Below are 21,199 nucleotides of genomic sequence, written 5' to 3'. Positions count from 1 at the left end.
CAAGCCGCTTTCTTGGGCTTCTGCTAATTGTTCTGGTGTTAAGGTAATTGAACCGTTTTCATCAGGGTGAGTACTTCATCACCAATAACGATTGCATAACCATCAGGATAATTCTCAAACCCATTAATGGTTAATCCAACCACTTTTTCGCTGCCGTCATTATCGACAAACTGCGCAGTAGGATCCCAATTCAGTTTAACTAACTCATCTTCATTACCCGTTGATGTGGTGTTGTATTCCTCTAGGTCACCATTCTCATCTCTACCGACGCCATCAACGACAGGATTAACATTAATATGGATATCATATTCAAATTCTTTCGAAGCACCGTCATCTTCCGTCACCACAATACGTACTGGAATATCAATATCATCCGCGCTATTGCTATCGGTATGAATTTGAATACCGTTCAATGAATCAACATCAAATTGGTATAAATCTGGATTGGTTGAAACGAGTGTCGGTTCTAATGGATTACCATCAGCATCGCTAAAATACACCTTCTGGGATGTCTTGTAATGTTGTGAAAGTGATTTTTCAGATGAATCTGTATCTTCCGATACTGCGCCATGCCCATCGGTGTTTGTGTACTCACCAGAAATAAAGCCGAAATCTATCGTAGCTGTACCATCTTCATCCACTGTGGTTGAGATCGTTTTACCATCATCAGAAACCTCCCAATCACCATTGGCAATAATGGATGGGTCATCAACAACACCGTGCATATCGACATTGATTTCAGTGCTATCTTGGCCAGCCCAAGTATCTTCATCATTCAGATCCGTATCACTCAGATCGGCGTTATCAACCGACATTCCATCAACGGTAAAAGTAAAATCGTCATTACTTTGTGGCGGTGGCATGATGACAGTATCATCAATATCATCGAAAGAAATCACATAGAAACCGTCTGCATTTGGCTCTAGTTCTACAGGGTTCCCTTCATCATCTACGCCCCATACTGTCGCGCCTTCTGGTAAACCTGAAATACGCACAAAGTAACTTTCTGAACCATCGTCATCGACCGAAGTATGCGCCTTGGTAATCACATCCGATAACTGAATAGCAGTATCTTCATCGACTTTGATGTTGTTATTCGTACTCAAGCTGACTTCATCAGCATCTGGAGTCACATCGATGACAATCGTTTGGTGATCAGATTCGGCTGTTTCTTTGCCATCAACCGTATCGCCACTTTCGGTACTGGTTCCCCAAGCATCGATTTGCATTTCACCTGACCAGTCATCCGCAGGGTCAACTTCCACTTTATCGATATCATCAGCTGAAATGGTATATACACCATTTTCATCCGGCTCTATTTTTACTCCATCAACATAAATGTCCCCTTCACCTTCTTTTATTTCAAGGTGGTATTCTAGGGTTTCTGAACCATCATTATCATTCAGATCAACATCTATATTCAGTTTTACATTGTCACTGTCTTCACCGGTCTCATAATAGAGATCAGTGTTATCCATATCCCATGTTGGTGTATCGGCAACACCTTCAACCGTGATGTTGAAGTTGCCATTGATTGTCTGACCGGATTGTTCTGAATCGTTATCAATAACTTCCGCTTGTACACCAAATTCTAAGTTACCATCAACGGTTGAGAAATCTGAATCGGGTACAAACGTTACACCAGACAGTTCATAGCTATAAGTTCCATCACCATTATCGACTAAACTAAATGCATCTGCTGGTATGATGAAATTGCCATCAGCGTCAGTTTCAAGTGGCTCACCATCGTACATAAACTCACCATGAGCGCCTCCTTCTGGAGGTGTTATGACAACGGTACTCTGTTCTGGGTTATCAGGGTTGATGATGGTCTCTCCTTCATCCCTATCACCCACGTTCAATTGCATTTCAATCGGAATGCCATTTGGAGTCTCATCTGGCACGCCATCCAGATTATCAAGACCCGTTGTATCTGTGCGCCCATCTTCCTCATGGCCACTATAGCTACCACCATTAATTTCCCAGCTTGGGCCTTCATCAGTAACATTAACCGTCACTTCAGCGGTATCAGTGTCGCCATCACCATCCGTGATCACAAATTCAAAGTCACCACTGTAATCTTTGCCATCATGATCTAAATTATCGACAGGCTCGAACTTAATATCACCATTTTCTGACACATATAAGGTACCAATACTTTCACCACCATCCGTTACAGGAACGGCATAATAAGCTTCGGCAGCGTCACCCGTATCAGAAATGTTTCCATCTGAGTCGATATAAACGGTGTCATAATCACCATCTTTTAGCTCAATAACATTGCCATTACTGTCTTTAATACCGGTAACAGTGGCACCATCAGCCCCTTCATTAGCAATAATATTGCCTAAATCTTGTAGGCCTGAACCTTCTTCAATCGCTTCACCAGACACATCTTGCGCAGTTGGTACATCATCATTAACAGTAACATTGACATCAATTGTATTACTGCTATCACCATCATCATCGACGCCATGGATAGGTATAACGATATTGGTCGATTGTCCACCATTGCCATTATCAAGTGGTTGATCAATCGCGCCTGTCACTTCAAAGGTATAGCTACCATTAGTGTTATCAAAACTGATTTTGAAGACATCATCGTCCGTTGGGTTACCATTATCATCGACTAGCACACCTGAATATGTGCCATCACCGTTATCAACTAAAATAACGTCGGTGCCACCCGAAGTTATGTTGCTATTGCCTTCACTATCTGAGTTTTTCTCATTAAAAGCATTAACATCAATTTCATAGTGATTCACTTCATCACTACCTGAATCAATAGTAATCGTGCCGGTTGCTGACTCACCACTTTGTCCTGGTGTTGAACCCGCGTGATTATCACCACCTTTATCAATATCAGATTCGTTAACACTGATGTTGTCAGCACTATCGATTTCAAGGTCTTTACCATCCGTTATGGTGCCGTTGAAATCAATGGACTCATCCATGTAATCGCCGTCAGTATCTTGTATTTGGATTGGGATGTTGATGGTGATGTTGTCACCATCATTATGGACATACCCGTCAGTATCACCAGCACCATCTACATGATCGATTGGTTGGTATTGCGTCATATCAACACTAATATCAACACCACCATTTTCAGTAGGTGTTGCAATCAGATGGAAATCTAAAACAGGGTTACCATTAGCATCCACACCGGTTAATGTGTTGTTTTCAGGATCAAATGAGAACTCAACTGAACCGCCACCTTCTGTGGTAATTTCAGTGTTGAGCTCTGTAATCAAGTCATCCATTACAGTAGGATCCACTTGTACCGTGTTTGGATCTAAGTCATCTGATCCAGCATCAACGTGAGTTGAACCACTTTGTGCTGTTTTCGGATAACCTTCTGAATCACCTGGATCGGAATCTGGAGTGAGGTCACCTTCGATCATTCCAGCATCAATGTCACCTCCACCTTGTGCGTTATCGCCATCGGTATCATGAATGGTGATCGTTCCTTTACCTACATCTCCGTCAGCATCTTCGACTTCAACATTGATAGGAATATCTGAAGTATCATTATCTTCATTAATTTGATCGATCGGCTGGAATTGCTCTACTTCATAATGACCATTTTGATCGATAGTCACTTCCATAACCGGAATATTATCTGCATCAACAATGGTTAATGTATGACCATCATCACTGATTACAACAGAGGTATCTTGACCGTTACTAGTCAGATCATCTAATTGTGATTGGTCGGCACCAAATCGTACATCGACAACATCATCACTGCCGGTATCAACATTAATGTCTCCCGATGCTGAATCTGTTCCATCAGTACCTTCTTCTAGTGTTGCACCTGTGTCCTTACCAAACGACGGATCTTGGCCATCTTCAATGTTAACCGTGATATCAACATTATTTGGTGTGCCGTCTGCATCATCAATCACTAAGGGCACATCAATACTGATGCTATCACCGTTGTTGGTCACATAGCCTTCACTATCACCATCTCCATCTTCGTGATCAATTGGACCATTTTGAACAACATCGGTAGTAATGGTGGCATTACCGTCTGCATCAACGGTTGAAGTCATCCTCATCGTTAAGACATCCGAGCCCCGAAGTACCCGTTATCGTAATTGTACCATCTGAATTTGTAGTGATTTCAAAGTCAATCGGTTGACCATTACTGGTTAAGCCATCAAGTTCGGCTTCCAAAGCTGTAGAGACTTCTGGATCAATATGTAAGGTCTCAGGGCGTAGATCATCACTAGAGGAATCAATGACGACTGAGCTACTACCTGATACTGGATAAGCGTTTCCTTCAGTCCAGCTCTCCTGATCACCTTCGGTAATATTGACCTCATCAGTAACATCGACTCCCTCTGGATCGACAATCACAATGTTAAAGCTGCCCGAAGCGCTATCACCATCATCATCCACTGCAGTGACGCTAAGATTAAGGTCAACATCCCCTGCATCTTGATCGATAGGTTCATATTGCGTAACGGTGTAATTACCATCTATATCAACGGTAATACTTAGAATGGGTTCATCATTTTCACCGGTGACGGTAATGGTATTACCATCCACTTCATAGTCGGTTTCTTTGCCGCCATCGTAAGTAATATTACCTAAGCCTGAATCATCACCTTGAGGGTCATCAAAGGTCATCGATGCTATTTCATCTGAGCCCATATCAAAGCTTGGGATTTTACCTGTTGATTCACCTGGCGTTTGAGTTACTTCTCCGGTCTCAGGGTCAACATTGTCAAAATCTGTTTCGGTAATAACAACGGCTTCACTGTCATCACTAAAGGACGGGTCTTGGCCATCTTCTAGGTTAACGGTGATGTCGATATTAGAAGTATCACCATCGGTGTCGGAGATTTCCAATGGAAGATCAATCGAAATCACATCACCATCATTGGTGATATAACCAGAGGTATCGCCATCTTTATTGATATCATCCAATGGTAAAGCTTGGTCGACAGTGGTGTTGATGTAGAACTCGCCATCCCCACCTTGTACCACTTCAAAACTTATCGTGATGGCCTCTACACCATCAACCGTCCCCACGATGCTAAAGCTGCCATCCGGATTTTCAACAGAAACAAAATCAACGGGCTGGCCGCCTGAGGTAATTTCGGATAATTCACCCGGATTTTGATCGGTACCATCACCAAACAACGTGGCTTTTGCCTCATCAGTAAGCTGTAAAGTACTTGGGTCAAGATCATCACTTGGCGTTGGAATTAACTTAGAAGACTCACCATGCACTGGGTATTCATTACCTGAAGCTGGGTTTTCAAGATCACCTTCTTCAATGGTAACTTCATCGCTTACATCTTCAGCATTCCCGCCGTCATTAATCACGATATTGATGGTACCATTCGCGGTATCACCATCGTCATCCGTACCAGAAACATTCAACGCAATGTTGGTGATGTCGCTGTCATCTTGATCAATCGGTTGGTATTGCGTCACCGTGTAATTACCATCCGCATCGATGGTCACGCTCATCACAGGGTTATTATCAACATCCAACAAGGTTAACGTGCTTGGATCGTTTGCCAGTGCCGCAGTATCAATGTGAGTCGCTTCACCATTACTGGTGATGCCAGTGAGAGACGGTTGATTTGGGTCAAAGACAATTTGGTCAACGTAATCACTGCCCTGGTCAAATTCAATGCTGCCATTGGCCGTTTGTATATCGTCCGTTTCATTGATTTCAGCTATGTCGGTATTGTCACCAAAAGACGGATCTTGACCATCTTCTAGGTTAACGGTGATATAGATATTAGAAGTATCACCATCGGTGTCGGAGATTTCCATTGGAATATCAACCGAAATCACATCACCATTGTTGGCGATATAGCCATTGCTATCTCCTGTGCCATCATTATTATCGAGTGGCTGATATTGATTGACGTTGGTAGTTACGACCACATCTCCATTGGCACCCATCGTTGGTGTCATAGTAATATCAAGCACCTGATTGTCATTACTGTCGACACCAGTGATTGTGATGATACCAGTCGTTGGATCGGTGCTCACCTCAAAAGTCACTTTATCTCCACCATTTGTGGTCACTTCTGAGTTTAATTCCGCTTTTAAAGCTTCTTTGACCGTCTCATCAATAGTCAAACTAGTATTAACCAGATCATCACTTGGCGATTCTATGGTCATAGAGCTGCTACCACTGACAGGATAACTTGGATGGGCACTGCCTTCACTGTTATCTGGATTATCTAAATCCCCTTCGCCAATAGTAACTTCATCGCTCACATCAGCTGCGTTGTCGCCATCATTAATCACGATATTGATGGTACCGTTCGCGGTATCACCATCGTCATCCGTACCAGTAACATTCAACGCAATGTTGGTGATGTTGCTGTCATCTTGGTCGATAGGTTGGTATTGCGTCACCGTGTAATTACCATCCGCATCGATGGTCACGCTCATCACAGGGTTATTATCAACATCCAACAAGGTTAACGTGCTTGGATCGTTTGCCAGTGCCGCAGTATCAATGTGAGTCGCTTCACCATTACTGGTGATGCCAGTGAGAGACGGTTGATTTGGGTCAAAGACAATTTCATCAACCTGATCACTTCCTTCATCAAACTCAATACTGCCCTTCGCCGTTTGTATATCGTCCGTTTCATTGATTTCAGCTATGTCGGTATTGTCACCAAAAGACGGATCTTGACCATCTTTTAGGTTAACGGTGATATCGATATTAGAAGTATCACCATCGGTGTCGGAGATTTCCAATGGAAGATCAACCGAAATCACATCATCATCATTGGTGATATAACCAGAGGTATCGCCATCTTTATTGATATTATCCAGTGGTAAAGCTTGGTCGACAGTGGTGTTGATGTAGAACTCGCCATCCTCACCTTGTACCACTTCAAAACTTATCGTGATGGCCTCTACACCATCAACCGTCCCCACGATGCTAAAGCTGCCATCCGGATTTTCAACAGAAACAAAATCAACGGGCTGGCCGCCTGAGGTAATTTCGGATAATTCACCCGGATTTTGATCGGTACCATCACCAAACAACGTGGCTTTTGCCTCATCAGTAAGCTGTAAAGTACTTGGGTCAAGATCATCACTTGGCGTTGGAATTAACTTAGAAGACTCACCATGCACTGGGTATTCATTACCTGAAGCTGGGTTTTCAAGATCACCTTCTTCAATGGTAACTTGATCGCTTACATCTTCAGCATTCGCGCCGTCATTAATCACGATATTGATGGTACCTTTCGCGGTATCACCATCGTCATCCGTACCCGAGACATTTAGGGCGATTTTGGTGATCTCGCTGTCATCTTGATCGATAGGTTGGTATTGCGTCACGACATACTTGCCATTCTCATCAATAGCCACCGTTAAGACATCATTACCGTCTAGATCGCTGAGTGTAACGGTGTTGCCATCAACTAATACTGTCGTCTCTTCACCATTACTTGTGATATCGGCAAATGCATCTTCAGCTTGCTCTTGGTTAAAGACAATTTCATCAACCTGATCACTTCCTTCATCAAACTCAATACTGCCATTGGCCGTTTGGATATCGTCCGTTTCATTGATTTGAGCTATGTCGGTATTGTCACCAAAAGACGGATCTTGACCATCTTTTAGGTTAACGGTGATATCGATATTAGAAGTATCACCATCGGTGTCGGAGATTTCCAATGGAAGATCAATCGAAATCACATCATCATCATTGGTGATATAACCAGAGGTATCGCCATCTTTATTGATATTATCCAGTGGTAAAGCTTGGTCGACAGTGGTGTTGATGTAGAACTCGCCATCCTCACCTTGTACCACTTCAAAACTTATCGTGATGGCCTCTACACCATCAACCGTCCCCACGATGCTAAAGCTGCCATCCGGATTTTCAACAGAAACAAAATCAACGGGCTGGCCGCCTGAGGTAATTTCGGATAATTCACCCGGATTTTGATCGGTACCATCACCAAACAACGTGGCTTTTGCCTCATCAGTAAGCTGTAAAGTACTTGGGTCAAGATCATCACTTGGCGTTGGAATTAACTTAGAAGACTCACCATGCACTGGGTATTCATTACCTGAAGCTGGGTTTTCAAGATCACCTTCCTCAATGGTAACTTCATCGCTTACATCTTCAGCATTCGCGCCGTCATTAATCACGATATTGATGGTACCGTTCGCGGTATCACCATCGTCATCCGTACCCGAGACATTTAGGGCGATTTTGGTGATCTCGCTGTCATCTTGATCGATTGGTTGGTATTGCGTCACCGTGTAATTACCATCCACATCGATGGTCACGCTCATCACAGGGTTATTATCAACATCCAACAAGGTTAACGTGCTTGGATCGTTTGCCAGTGCCACGGTATCAATGTGAGTCGCATCACCATTACTGGTGATGCCATTGAGAGACGGTTGACTTGGGTCAAAGACAATTTGGTCAACATAATCACTGCCCTGGTCAAATTCGATTGAGCCGGTGGCACTTTGCGTGTCATCACTTTCAGTTATAATCACGCCGTTATCGGTGCCAAAACTTGGATCTTCACCATCTTTAAAATTCACCGTGATGTCGACACTTGACGTGTCACCATCGGTGTCATCAATTTCTAGCGGCAGGTCAACCGAAAGAGTGTCACCATTATTCGTGATTAACCCCATCATATCGCCTGTGTCATCGCCCGTGCCATTGTTATCATCTAATGGTTGGTATTGATTGACGTCTGTAACAACCGTCACATCACCATTTTCAGACATGGTCGGGGTCATGGTGATGTCAAGAACTGGGTTGCCCTCGCCATCCACACCGGTGATGGTGATCACACCATTGTCATCGGTCGTCATGCTGAACTCAACTGGATCGCCACCGTTGATGGTGACTTCTGACATCTCATTTTGTAGGGCAGCTTTACCCGCTTCGCTTAAACGCAGTGAGCTTACGACCAAGTTATCACTTGGCGATGCGATCGTGATTGAGCCATGGCCTTCGACTGGGTAGGTTTGGACAGGTTTGCCATCCGCATCCACGGCACCAGTATCAACATCACCTTCGATGACCTCAATCGTATCGCTCACATCCGCAGCATTCGCGCCGTCATTAATCACGATATTGATGGTACCATTCGCGGTATCATCATCGTCATCCGTACCAGAAACATTCAACGCAATGTTGGTGATGTCGCTGTCATCTTGATCAATCGGTTGGTATTGCGTCACCGTGTAATTACCATCCGCATCGATGGTCACGCTCATCACAGGGTTATTATCAACATCCAACAAGGTTAACCTGCTTGGATCCTTTGCCAGTGCCGCAGTATCAATGTGAGTCGCTTCACCATTACTGGTGATGCCAGTGAGAGACGGTTGACTTGGGTCAAAGACAATTTGGTCAACGTAATCACTGCCCTGGTCAAATTCGATTGAGCCGGTGGCACTTTGCATGTCATCACTTTCAGTTATAGTCGCGCCGCTATCGGTGCCAAAACTTGGATCTTCACCATCTTTAAAGTTCACCGTGATGTCGACGCTTGACGTGTCACCATCGGTGTCATCAATTTCTAGCGGCAGGTCAACCGAAAGAGTGTCACCATTATTCATGATTAACCCCATCATATCGCCTGTGTCATCGCCCGTGCCATTGTTATCATCTAATGGTTGGTATTGATTGACGTCTGTAACAACCGTCACATCACCATTTTCAGACATGGTTGGCGTCATGGTGATATCAAGAACTGGGTTGCCCTCGCCATCCACACCGGTGATGGTGATCACACCATTGTCATCGGTCGTCATGCTGAACTCAACTGGATCGCCACCGTTGATGGTGACTTCTGACATCTCATTTTGTAGAGCGGCTTTACCCGCTTCGCTTAAACGCAGTGAGCTTGCGACCAAGTTATCACTTGGCGATGCGATCGTGATTGAGCCATGGCCTTCTACAGGGTAGGTTTGGACAGGGTTGCCATCCGCATTCACGGCACCAGTATCAACATCACCTTCGATGACCTCAATCGTATCGCTCACATCCGCAGCATTCGCGCCGTCATTAATCACGATATTGATGGTACCATTCGCGGTATCATCATCGTCATCCGTACCAGAAACATTCAACGCAATATTGGTGATGTCACTGTCATCTTGATCGATAGGTTGGTATTGCGTAACCGTGTAGTTGCCTTGCGCGTCAATGGTTACATCCATCACGGGATTGCCATCGGCATCCACTAGACTTAATGTGTTGTCATCAACACTGTAGCTGGTCGCATCACCATTACTGGTGATGCCAGTGAGAGACGGTTGATTTGGGTCAAAGACAATTTGGTCAACGTAATCACTGCCCTGGTCAAATTCAATGCTGCCATTGGCCGTTTGTTCACCGTCATTTTCAGTGATCTCAGCAATCTCGGTATTGTCACCAAAACTTGGATCTTCACCATCAACAAAATTCACCGTGATATCAACATTTGAAGTATCACCATCGGTGTCATCAATTTCTAGCGGTAGGTCAACCGAAATGGTGTCACCATTATTGGTGATAAGACCGGTTGTATCTCCAGTACCCTCTTTTTCATCAAGCGGTTGATATTGATTGACATCAGTGACAACCGTCACATCACCATTTTCAGACATGGTCGGGGTCATGGTGATGTCAAGAACTGGGTTGCCCTCGCCATCCACACCGGTGATGGTGATCACACCATTGTCATCGGTCGTCATGCTGAACTCAACTGGATCGCCACCGTTGATGGTGACTTCTGACATCTCATTTTGTAGAGCGGCTTTACCCGCTTCGCTTAAACGCAGTGAGCTTGCGACCAAGTTATCACTTGGCGATGCGATCGTGATTGAGCCATGGCCTTCGACTGGGTAGGTTTGGACAGGGTTTCCATCCGCATCCACGGCACCAGTATCAACATCACCTTCGATGACCTCAATCGTATCGCTCACATCCGCAGCATTCGCGCCGTCATTAATCACGATATTGATGGTACCATTCGCGGTATCATCATCGTCATCCGTACCAGAAACATTCAACGCAATGTTGGTGATGTCACTGTCATCTTGATCAATCGATTGGTATTGCGTCACCGTGTAATTACCATCCGCATCGATGGTCACACTCATCACGGGGTTATTATCAACATCCAACAAGGTTAACGTGCTTGGATCGTTTGCCAGTGCCGCAGTATCAATGTGAGTCGCTTCACCATTACTGGTGATGCCAGTGAGAGACGGTTGGCTTGGGTCAAAGACAATTTGGTCAACGTAATCACTGCCCTGGTCAAATTCAATGCTGCCATTGGCCGTTTGTTCACCGTCATTTTCAGTGATCTCAGCAATCTCGGTATTGTCACCAAAACTTGGATCTTCACCATCAACAAAATTCACCGTGATATCAACATTTGAAGTATCACCATCGGTGTCATCAATTTCTAGCGGTAGGTCAACCGAAATAGTGTCACCATTATTGGTGATAAGACCGGTTGTATCTCCAGTACCCTCTTTTTCATCAAGCGGTTGATATTGATTGACATTGGTGACAACCGTCACATCACCATTTTCAGACATGGTCGGGGTCATGGTGATGTCAAGAACTGGGTTGCCCTCGCCATCCACACCGGTGATGGTGATCACACCATTGTCATCGGTCGTCATGCTGAACTCAACTGGATCGCCACCGTTGATGGTGACTTCTGACATCTCATTTTGTAGAGCGGCTTTACCCGCTTCGCTTAAACGCAGTGAGCTTGCGACCAAGTTATCACTTGGCGATGCGATCGTGATTGAGCCATGGCCTTCGACTGGGTAGGTTTGGACAGGGTTTCCATCCGCATCCACGGCACCAGTATCAACATCACCTTCGATGACCTCAATCGTATCGCTCACATCCGTAGCATTCGCGCCGTCATTAATCACGATATTGATGGTACCATTCGCGGTATCATCATCGTCATCCGTACCAGAAACATTCAACGCAATATTGGTGATGTCACTGTCATCTTGATCAATCGATTGGTATTGCGTCACCGTGTAATTACCATCCGCATCGATGGTCACACTCATCACGGGGTTATTATCAACATCCAACAAGGTTAACGTGCTTGGATCGTTTGCCAGTGCCGCAGTATCAATGTGAGTCGCTTCACCATTACTGGTGATGCCAGTGAGAGACGGTTGGCTTGGGTCAAAGACAATTTGGTCAACATAATCACTGCCCTGGTCAAATTCAATGCTGCCATTGGCCGTTTGTTCACCGTCATTTTCAGTGATCTCAGCAATCTCGGTATTGTCACCAAAACTTGGATCTTCACCATCAACAAAATTCACCGTGATATCAACATTTGAAGTATCACCATCGGTGTCATCAATTTCTAGCGGTAGGTCAACCGAAATAGTGTCACCATTATTGGTGATAAGACCGGTTGTATCTCCAGTACCCTCTTTTTCATCAAGCGGTTGATATTGATTGACATTGGTGACAACCGTCACATCACCATTTTCAGACATGGTTGGCGTCATGGTGATATCGAAAACTGGATTTCCATCACCATCGACTGCAGAAATGGTTACCACACCGTTTTCATCGGTGGTCATGGTAAATTCAATTGGCTGACCATTATGGATCGTAATTTTACCCATTCCAGAAACTAGCTGGGCTTTGCCTTCTTCACTTAAACGTAATGTAGAAGGATTTAAGTTATCATCTATTGCAGTAATGGTAACGCTACTCGTGCCATGTACAGGATATGCGTTACCTGCTGCTGGGTTTTCCAGATCGCCCTCAGCTATTGTGACAACGTCACTAACATCAGCAGCATTCTCACCATCTTCAATATTGATAACAATTGTACCGTTAGCAGTATCACCATCATCATCTGTTGCAGTAATACCTAAATTTAGATTTATTATATCGTCTGCATCCTGGTCAAGTGGACCAGTGGCTTGAACGGTATAAGATCCATCGGTCTGAACCTCAACAGTTAAAACTGGTTCGCCATTAATATCTGTTACAATTACTACATTACCATCAACGGTATATTCTGTAGGTTCACCATTGCTCGTTAACCCTTCTAATGAGGGTTGGTTTGGATCAAACGTAATAGTGGCAATTTCATCACTACCAAGATCCAATGGTACTTGGCCATCTACAATTAAATCACGGTCATCAGTTTCATTGATCGTGGTGCCTGAGTCGGTACCAAATTGTTCATTGGCACCATCATTAACATCAATTTCGATATTAATCGGTTCTTTGATTTCATTACCATTGATATCCATCCCCGATACTGGGAATTCAATATGAATATCATCCCCTTGATTACTCACTATACCTGTGGTGTCACCTGAAATATGATCGATAGGTTGATTAACCGTTGTGGTAATAGAAACGGTTACATCACCGTTGGGTAGGGCAACGAAATCAACATCAAATGAAACGACTGGTTCACCATCTTGCATACCCGTGAAAGTATTGGTTTCCGCATCGTAAGTAAATACAACAGGTTCACCACCTGATGTGATCTCAGAATTTAATTCACCAAGTAAAGAATCTACGCTTTCTTCCGGGATATAAAACGAATTTGGATCAAGAGCATAGGTACCTTTTTCAACTACAACCGAAGCTATACTTTCAGTTGGGTAACCACCACCACTGTCTAAATCACCTTCTGTAACTTCAACGGCAAGGTTTTCACCACCGTCAGCAATAAGAACGCCTCGTTCATCTTCTTCATCACGGTATTCACGTTCAAAACCTTTAGTATCGTATCCCGCGTGAGTTAAAACAGCGTCATAATTGTAGTCAATCGATACAAAAGAGTTATTAGCGGTGTCGCCCGCGCCCTCACCTGCTGCTGGTGCTTCTGCTTCTTGAGTTGGATCTTGTCCTGCCAAAATACTTTGCTGAATAGCGGCAATATCATCAGTTTGATTTGATTGAGAACCTTGTTCATCCGAATTTACAGGGTTCATAATATCTTGACTAGGATCTTGCAGGTTCATTACCGAGCGTTGGATATTCGCAATATCCGATTCAGTAAAATTCGCATTTTGTGCATTTTCAGCGTTAATTTGAACTTGTGGTCCCAATGTAGTCGCCACAGGCCCAGTTGCATTTGGTACAATAGATACGGCCGATTGAGTATTATGGATGTGTACTTGTTGTCCTTGTCCAGAGACAGTTGCGTTTGCCTCTGGAGTCACCAATAAAACCTCATCAGACTTCAACTGATAATTTCCTGTAACCAATACAGCTCCCTGACCAGCTTTAATGACAAAAACTGAACCACTTTCAACGTTAACATTGGTGACATTTGAAGAAGGGATATTATTTTCCATAGATAACTCAATCTGTTAGTTGATTGTTTCCTTAAAAAACCAGGATAAGCCAATCTTATATTTATAGGAATTTAATCTTAAAGCAGCAATAAACAAGCTTAAGCAAAAGTAAGAACACCTCTATATTTATATCACAATAGAGGTTAAACAATAGTTCTGCTAGATAGAAATAAAACGATTGTAATTATACCACTAACAATCGTTTTATTCACTGTTTTAACCAATCCAAACATCATGTAGGTAATGTAGGACATAACAGTCTATACCCAATTAACTTGAAGTTGCAGATTTCAAAACCTGAAAATTGTCGTTAATTCGAGTTGTCAGTGAGCCTGCAACTTTGGGCAAAGTCACATCAAAAAATCGATTTATTGCATCCTTAAAGGATGCTTTTGTCGGGAAGTAAACATTATTTCTGGCATGCTCATGCATGACCTTCCACAGTCGTTCTATTGGATTCAAATTTGGACTGTAAGGGGGCAAATAATGCAGTTCGATATTGAGCATCCGAGCAAAATCTTTTACCAGCTGACTTCGGTGATAACCGGCACCATCGAGAATTACATGAATCTTTTGCTCTAATGGATAATGAGCTTTTTTCAGTTTCCAAAAGAAACGGGCAATACTTTCACTATCAATCGTTTCATAACTTTCGGTCACTGTCGTAGATATATCCGTTAGATTCAGTGCACCGACAAAGTTTAATCGTGTACGGCTACCGGTCGTTTCAATTACTTTATCTTCACCTTTGCGGATCCAACCGTAAGTGATTTTAGTCGCTTGGCTTGGATGCACTGCATCCATAAATAAAATCGGTTCATTGAGTTGCTTCAGCTCTTGATAATGCTGAATAAAAGCTTCTTGAGCTTCAGGATTAAGTTTGTGTGGAACACCTTTAGGTTGCTTATAGGAAAAGCCATTATGGTGTAACCATTTATTCATTCCAGCGACAGTGTAAGTGACTTGGAATTGATTCTGGACGTACTCAACAATCTGGTGAGTATGAAAATAGGTATTTTCAGCAAGATGCTCAATTAATGCCATCGTTTCATCGGCATTGAGTTTACTTTGTGAGCCACCATTTTCGGGTTTTAATTTTTCAGACTGTAAATAGTCATTGATATGACGAGTCACCGTCGTTTGATGAATTCGCAATGCTTGCGAAATCATAGAAACAGACCAACCTTCAGAAGCAAGCACGACAGCTTTGATACGATCACATACTCGACGGTCACGAGATGAATCGTGCATCCGTTCAAGTTGTTTTTTCGTAAGTGTTCACCAAACCCTATTGACATAAAAACTGTGACCTCTAGCACTTGATCCCACTTTAGGTATTGAGTGATCATTTTTGAGCTTCATCATAGTTATATGACTAGAAAAAAAGCTCCTAAATACCAAGACGCACCACCTAAAGTCTCTGATCTGAATGAGGCTAAGGTGCTTATTGATGAGCTGTGGGAGCAGCTCAGGCACTATGAAGATAAGCTTACCACTAGCTCCAAAAACTCTTCAAAATCGCCCTCATCAGACAGTCCTAAAGATCGCCATGAGCGAAAAAAGATGAAAGCTCTGGTGGTCGCAATTCGAGAGGAGCTAAAAAAGGCCACACAGGGCATCAACGAAAACTTTCCCCGTTAAAAGACACGGATATCATTATTGATTGCTTCCCTGATAGTTGTCCTTGTTGCGAACAGTCTGACATTGATGTTCATGACGGCCCTTACTACCGACACCAAGTCTTTGATATTCCCAAGCCCACTGTCGATATCACCGAATACCGTTTATTTTCAGGTCAATGTCGGCATTGCAAAGCCGTCAAAGCTCAAAAGCCTGACGATGCATCACAAGGGATTATAGGGCCTAACTTATTAAGTTACATTGGGGTTCTTGCGGGGCAATATCACCTCAGTGTTCGAAAAATCCAATCTCTTCTCAAAGAACAGCTTGGCACAACCTTTTCAGTTGGCGCGATCAGCGAAGCTCAAACGAAAGTCGCTTCAATGCTAACGCCATTACATCAAGCGATAAAACAAGCATTAAAGAAAGCGCCTTTGATTCATGCTGACGAGACCTCTCATCACAGAAATGATGAACAAAGCCTTCGCTGGTGTTGGTTAGTGGCAAGTGATGACCTTGTCTATGAGCAAATACTTTATTCGCGCTCGACCTCATCAGCGAAAAAGGTCATTGATGAAGACTATGCAGGCATTGTGGTCAGCGACCAGTGCCCTAGCTATAACTGGATAGCCGCAGACCGTCATCAGTTATGTTGGGCACATGTGAAGCGTAACCTTCAGCAAATGGCGGATTATAGTGGCGGTGGCCACACCGCTTATATTGGCAGACATCTTTGTTTGCTGACGAACGCCATTTTCCATACTCGGCATCGTTATGAACAAGATGAGTTAAATTATGCGCTATACTTACGAAGAATGCGTAGGTTGCAGAAATCGTTCGATCATTGGTTGAGCAAAGGGACTGATGTCATGGTCAAGCGATATCGGGGGCGATGCAAGTTACTGCTCAAACATAGAGAGAGCTTGTGGGTTTTCCTCAAGAAAGTGTCAATCCCCTTAACCAATAATGAAGCTGAGCGATGTATTAGAGGTTTTGTAATCCAAAGGAAAATCAGCTTCGGAACGACCTCGGATGCAGGCGATAAATTCCGCAGTAGGATACATACCCTCATCGAAACCTGCAAAAAACGTGGCTTGTCGGCAATGTCAGTGTTGAGTGAGATCATCACGGCTGTTGTGGCGAAGAGACCGTACCCCAACATCTTTGATCTATAGGCTGTTCCCCCCGTTAATATCGAGTCAAGTTACCTTGGTGAACGATTACTAATTTTTGATGTTATTTGGACTATTCCGCACCCGGATTTTCAGATTAAATCTACCAATAAGTGAATTTAGAAATGGGTAGTTAACATGATTAAAGCCGTAATCTTCGACATGGATGGTCTAATGATAGACTCGGAGCCACTTTGGACATCTGCACAAAAAGAAGTCTTGCAGCAGTGTGGTGTAAAAATGGCTGAAGGCCCTAATGATACTACCGGGTTAAGAGTTGATATGGTGGTCAACATTTGGTATCAGCGTCAGCCATGGGTAGGGAAAAGCAGAGAAGAGGTTTGCCAAAACATAATTGATCTTGTCTCAGACAAAGTGATGAGGACTAAGCCAATAATGCCGGGATTATATGAGACTATTGAACTGTTGCATTCAAAAGGGCTAAAACTAGCGGTGGCCTCGTCTTCACCCATGCCCTTAATAAAAAGAGTCATAAACTCACTTGATCTGGAAAATAAATTTGAGGTGCTAAGTTCTGCCGGTGATCTGCCATACGCAAAACCTCATCCAGAAGTTTATCTCACAGCGGCAAACCAGTTAGGTATTGACCCAACCGAGTGTATTGCGCTGGAAGATTCATTCAGTGGGCTTCTGGCAGCTAAATCAGCACGAATGAGAGCAATCGTTGTTCCAGATGTGAAAAATTATGATCGGGAGCACTGGGTGATAGCCGACGGGAAATCGCGTTGCCTATTTGACTCAACTGAATTGATTTCGCGTTACTTGTGAGCGGAGTGCCGTTTCGATAGCAAACGGCCCTACTGTACGTACACTCACACAAACAAACGAATAAACTCTTGAACTTTGTCTATATCAACCGCGTTCAATAAGTTTTGAACTGCGGTTTCATCTGTTAATAGTAAGTTTAGTTGTTCCAGTATTTTGATTTGCTGGCCATTTTCGGCGGTGACCAACAAAAACACCAGTGCTGGTTTTCCACCAAGCATAGAAAACTGGTTAATTTTCAATAACGTTAAATCCGCTGACTGCTTGAGATTATACATCGGGGAGGTATGCAATAGAAAAATGTTATCAGCCAGATACATATACTGACCATACTGAGCAATATTATCCTTTATCGACTCTAAATATCGTCTGTCGATATGCTTAGATACAACTAGTTGCTCCCCAGCCAAATCGATGGCTTCATTCCAGTCGCAGCATGTATCAACTACGACACTCTTTCTCATTAGGTCTGAACAGGAAAACTCATAGTTATGGCCAGTTAATAAGCCTCTCTTAAGTTCTTCTTCCAGTAATTCATTTACCCGATTTTTAATCGCAGTTTCGGTAAGTTTCTTTCCAGCCAGTTCTCGGGCAATTTTGTCAGAAAGTCCTCCTGTGAGCCAAGAGTAGTCTTTTCCTTCCAGAAGCATCTTAATCTTAATTTGCTGCTGACTTGTTAGGATATGATTTACGTGAACAACATTTAAATCGAATGACAAACTTAAAATTTGTGACGTTGTTATTATAAATGCATAATCTGAAATATTTAATTGTTCATTAATTTCGCTTGCTGAAATATTTTCTATAATAAGAGGAAATATAGATAGGCCTAATATCTGAGATTCAAGCAAGCGAGTTGAGCTTTTTCCACCTTCCGTGATTAACAGTATACGTTTTTCTTTTGTGCTCTCTGTATCCTCTCCAGAAACATGAGATGCAAAGTTCATCGATATATAACAAAGTTCATCTTCATCTAGAGTGATATTAAATTCACCTTCAAGCTGCATAACGACAACTTTAACGGTATCCATTATCAAAGGATAGTTGTGATAAACCTCTTCTTTCAAAATGTTAGCTATTTTAATACCAAAAAAAGCACGAACTATTGCTGGTCTCAAGTGAGAAATAAGTTGTGAATGTAGTTGATTTCGACGACTAAAATAAAGACCAGACAATTTTTCAAATGAGACGATCATTTTTTCAACGCAATCATGTAGCTTTTGGTCAAACTCAAGGCTATGACTTAAGTTACGCTCACTTTTAAGCACTGTTGCCAATAATGCGACATAATAGTATTCGTTGCCTGTGATAGAAAGCTTTAGCGCTTTACTCAATTGGTCGACAACGGTTGATATGGTATCAATATCAACCTGACATTGAATAAACTCTTTTTGTTCTGGGGACATTGAAGAAATGTTACCTTTAATAACCCTAGAAATAAACACATATAGTAGGCTAGTTAAAAGCTTCCTGTCTTTATCCGTAAATCTCACCTCAGAATAATACTGTATGTCATTAATAGTAGTCGATAATACTTGATGTATATACCCAAATTCAACTCCGAACTGCGACATTTGTAATTTCAAGCAGCCAACATCATTTTGCTAAAAATGACGGCTGGTTGCTTGAACCCTAAACACTTCTTTGGACGATAATTTATCCGAAGTTGGGCTCGCTCAACTTCATCATCACTCACCGACCGTAAATCTGTTCCTTTCTTGATATATTGTCTCAACAGGCCATTAGCATTTTCATTAGCACCGCGCTCCCAAGAACTATAAGGGTGAGCAAAATACACATCGGTTTCTAAGGCTTGTGCTACTTCCATATGACCCGCAAATTCTCTGCCATTATCGGCCGTTATAGTATGAACAAATCGTTTGTATGGCCGTAATAAGTCTATCGTCGCTCTGGTCACATCTTCTGCTGATTTTGAAGGCACTTTTTTTACTAAATAAAACCGTGTGGCTCGCTCTAAGATTGTGACAATAGCGCCCGTACCATGTTTACCAAGAACTGTATCAATTTCCCAATCACCAAAACGTGTACGATTATCGACATCTTTGGGTCTTTCATCTATTGAAATGGCATTTTTTATTGCGGGAGCTTTATCTTTCTTGCCTCTTCTATAGCGTTTATGACCTTGGCGTAAATGACGAAACAGTTTACCGCCTTGCCGTTTATTGCAGGCAATAAAACGGTAAATCCATTCATGACTGACTTTTTCTCCAATACGAGTAAGAACGTGAGATATTTGCTCTGGACTCCAGTCTTGCGTTATTAAAAACTCAATAAATTCGACACGTTGTTGCGGTACTCGATACTTAGATGCGTTTAATCGCTTTGCCCTAGATAGTTGCTGGGCTGTATCTGGTGAATATTGTTCTTTTGTACCGCATCGTCTCAACTCTCTATAGAGAGTTGAGCGGTGACATTTTACGGTTTTGGCAATTTCAGAAATTGAAATTCCCTGTTCTAAAAGGGCAGAAATCTGGTATCGTCTTCCCTCGGTCAACTGCTGATAATTCATGGTAGTCCGCTTGTTTCTTTGGCGAGAAGAGCGTACCACTTTCAGCAGTTGGTTTCCTCTTCTACACCATTCCATGAATGTCGCAGTTATTATCTGAAATCAGGTATAACTTATTAAATCCAAGAGAGAGAGACATGTTTGATTCAAGCGTATTTTGAATGAATTTTATTTTACTATGTAAGTTCCTTTGGATTACTTCAAAGGACAAGTTCCGGATTAAACTCTCATTTCCAATAACTTGATATCCGATTTTCTTGTCATATTTAATATGAAAGCCATAGGAATTCAAAGCAACTTTCTTTATGTCATTTAACGTAGTGTTTCTGCTTACACCATTTAGTTCGCTTAGATGTGATATATCTATTTTTTTAGTGCTTGATACTAGATATATGATTATATTATCAACTCTCTCGTGTGGTTGAAGTATGTATTCACTATCAATATCTTTAATAAGTTCGATAACTCTATTACGTTCACTGCCATGAACATAGAGCCCTGAGTTATCTCCAGGTATTAATTCGTTCAGGTTGTGAAGCTTAAGCCAGTAGTTTATTTTTTCTAACCTTGGATAAATACTGCCTTTATTCATATTTAGTTCTTTGGAAATATCAATTACTGACATCTTATTTGTAGACGTTATTGTTTTTAATATTATCAGAGAGGTAGAGTCAAGCTTCATAACAATCCTGCCAGTTAAGTTTTACCAAAATTATAACACAAATCCACAAATATTGTTATTTCAACATTATCATTAAAAAAGGTG

8 protein-coding genes are annotated in these 21,199 nt (G+C 42.5%); 2 read left to right on the top strand and 6 right to left on the bottom strand.

The features are described 5' to 3' along the window. Positions 1–38: 38 nt before the first annotated feature. The 3 genes from VRUMOI_RS01940 to VRUMOI_RS01930 form a co-directional block, all read right to left on the bottom strand. Positions 39–4,055: a hypothetical protein gene (locus VRUMOI_RS01940; protein WP_110410620.1), complete on the bottom strand. Its 4,017-nt coding sequence runs from the start codon at positions 4,053–4,055 to the stop codon at positions 39–41. Further along, a complete protein-coding gene (locus VRUMOI_RS01935; protein ID WP_110410619.1) occupies positions 4,039–14,328 on the bottom strand; it encodes a retention module-containing protein in 10,290 nt (3,429 codons plus the stop codon). Before VRUMOI_RS01935 ends, VRUMOI_RS01940 begins: the two co-directional genes overlap by 17 nt. A gap of 270 nt (positions 14,329–14,598) precedes the next feature. Next, the gene (locus tag VRUMOI_RS01930) at positions 14,599–15,579 is read right to left on the bottom strand and encodes an IS630 family transposase (RefSeq protein ID WP_110410618.1); all 981 of its coding nucleotides are present in this window, start codon (positions 15,577–15,579) and stop codon (positions 14,599–14,601) included. A gap of 120 nt (positions 15,580–15,699) precedes the next feature. Between VRUMOI_RS01930 and tnpC the strand changes: the two genes are divergently transcribed. Next, positions 15,700–17,123 (top strand): IS66 family transposase gene (gene tnpC / locus VRUMOI_RS01925; protein WP_110410664.1). Its coding sequence is split into 2 segments (ribosomal slippage): positions 15,700–15,892 and positions 15,892–17,123, totalling 1,425 coding nucleotides; the frame shifts between segments, so codons are not numbered across the junction. A gap of 135 nt (positions 17,124–17,258) precedes the next feature. Next, the gene (gene hxpB, locus VRUMOI_RS01920; RefSeq protein ID WP_089138328.1) at positions 17,259–17,909 is read left to right on the top strand and encodes a hexitol phosphatase HxpB; all 651 of its coding nucleotides are present in this window, start codon (positions 17,259–17,261) and stop codon (positions 17,907–17,909) included. 44 nt (positions 17,910–17,953) lie between these two features. Here the strand turns inward: hxpB and VRUMOI_RS01915 are convergent, their stop codons facing one another. The 3 genes from VRUMOI_RS01915 to VRUMOI_RS01905 all read right to left on the bottom strand — a co-directional run bounded on the left by VRUMOI_RS01915 (position 17,954) and on the right by VRUMOI_RS01905 (position 21,115). Continuing rightward, a complete protein-coding gene (locus VRUMOI_RS01915) occupies positions 17,954–19,480 on the bottom strand; it encodes a PRD domain-containing protein (protein ID WP_162598326.1) in 1,527 nt (508 codons plus the stop codon). An 8-nt stretch (positions 19,481–19,488) separates the two neighbouring features. Continuing rightward, entirely contained in the window at positions 19,489–20,436 is a 948-nt protein-coding gene (locus VRUMOI_RS01910) for an IS30 family transposase (RefSeq protein WP_110410617.1), read from the bottom strand. A gap of 61 nt (positions 20,437–20,497) precedes the next feature. Further along, the gene (locus tag VRUMOI_RS01905; protein WP_110410616.1) at positions 20,498–21,115 is read right to left on the bottom strand and encodes a helix-turn-helix domain-containing protein; all 618 of its coding nucleotides are present in this window, start codon (positions 21,113–21,115) and stop codon (positions 20,498–20,500) included. Positions 21,116–21,199 lie beyond the last annotated feature (84 nt).

Source organism: Vibrio rumoiensis, assembly GCF_002218045.2.
GTDB classification, from domain to species: Bacteria; Pseudomonadota; Gammaproteobacteria; order Enterobacterales; family Vibrionaceae; genus Vibrio; species Vibrio rumoiensis.
This window is presented reverse-complemented; position numbering and strand designations above follow the sequence as displayed.